This window comes from Vibrio sp. YT-15 (genome assembly GCF_033337445.1).
GTDB lineage: Bacteria > Pseudomonadota > Gammaproteobacteria > Enterobacterales > Vibrionaceae > Vibrio > Vibrio alginolyticus.
This window is the reverse complement of the sequence record NZ_JAWOQR010000062.1, coordinates 1-1568: the sequence shown is the minus strand read 5'-3', so window position 1 is coordinate 1568 and position 1568 is coordinate 1. Positions and strand designations below refer to the sequence as shown.

Genomic DNA, 1568 nt, shown 5'->3' with positions numbered 1-1568 from the left:
GTCGGAGCCACTTCAGCAGTTCCGGTCGGCGGGGATTTCGAAGTGAAAGACATGGGTGTGTTGGATTGGGCGTTTGTCATGTCGCCTGCTCATCCTTGTGTACGTCAGCAGGTTCTCACCGAAGAGTTTGTTAGCCAGTTCCCCGCGATTTGTCTGGATGACACATCGAACGTACTGCCAAAACGACACACAGGTCACTATGCCAAGCAGCGTCGCTTATTATTGCCCAATTGGTACAGTGCGATTGAATGTTTAAAAACTGGCGTTGGAGTCGGGTATATGCCGCGTCATATTGCCATGCCACTTATTCATGAAGGTGTGCTGGTGGAGAAACTGCTGCAAGATGACAAGCCTTTGAGCCGATGCTGTTTGGTATGGCGTAAAGATGACGATCATAAGTTGATCCAATGGATGGTGGATTATTTGGGATCACCGAATCAGTTGCATCAAGATTGGTTGCAGTGTTAGTCAAAAGAATCATCCGATCTCAGTATTAGCTCATCACTTGGTCCATGAAACCGTAAATTGGAAACAAAACACCTCGCCGTAGCGAGGTGTTGATAAGGCGAATTAAGACAAGAAAAACTTGTAGGATGGATTATCGGTTTCATCCTTACATTGGTAGCCAAGTTCTCGTAAATGCGTTGAAAATTGGGCTAAATCGCTTTCATCTAACTCGAAACCACATAGAACGCGTCCGTAGTCGGCGCCGTGGTTACGGTAGTTGAATAGGCTAATGTTCCAATGGGTGCCAAGCGTGCTTAAGAACTTCAATAGTGCGCCTGGATACTCAGGAAATTCAAAGCTATAGAGACGCTCTTTCAGCTGTTTAGAGGGCTTGCCACCGATCATGTAACGAATGTGCAGTTTGGCCATTTCATCGTCGGACAAATCCACGACTGGGTAGCCACCTTCGCGTAGATCGCGAATGATGTTATCCAGCTCTTCCTGACCACCTTGCAGGCGTACACCAACAAAGATATTCGCCAGTTCATCATCGTTGTAACGGTAGTTAAACTCGGTGACAGCGCGGCCGCCAATCAGATTACAGAATTCAAAGAAAGCGCCTTGGCGTTCTGGAATCGTCACGGCTAATAGACCTTCACGCTTCTCACCTAATTCACAACGCTCTGAAACATAACGTAAACCATGGAAGTTGGTATTTGCGCCAGACAGCACCGTGGCAAGGTTTTTGTTTTCCAGTTGGTTTTGCTCAACAAACTTCTTCAAGCCAGCAAGCGCAAGCGCCCCGGATGGTTCAGCAATCGCGCGAGTATCCTCAAAAATGTCTTTTACGGCAGCGCAGATTTCATCGCTTGAAACTGCCACATGACCATCAATGTATTTCTGACACAAGCGGAACGTTTCTTCACCGATGCGTTTTACCGCCACACCATCAGCAAACATGCTGACTTGGTCGAGTACCACAGGTTCACCTGCATCTAGCGCGGCTTTCAGACAAGACGAGTCTTCAGGTTCGACGGCGATGACTTTGATTTCTGGCATCAGTTGCTTGACCAGAACCGCCACACCAGCGGCCAAGCCACCGCCTCCAACTGGCACGAAGA

2 protein-coding genes are annotated in these 1568 nt (G+C 48.2%); one reads left to right on the top strand and one right to left on the bottom strand.

Annotated elements, in window-relative coordinates:
• The coding region (locus R7D93_RS25230) for a LysR substrate-binding domain-containing protein (protein ID WP_318129554.1) at positions 1-468 on the top strand (468 nt) is incomplete at its 5' end.
• A 102-nt stretch (positions 469-570) separates the two neighbouring features.
• Here R7D93_RS25230 and ilvA read toward each other — a convergent pair.
• A partial coding sequence (gene ilvA / locus R7D93_RS25225) for a threonine ammonia-lyase, biosynthetic (protein WP_318129553.1) occupies positions 571-1568 on the bottom strand: 998 nt, incomplete at its 5' end.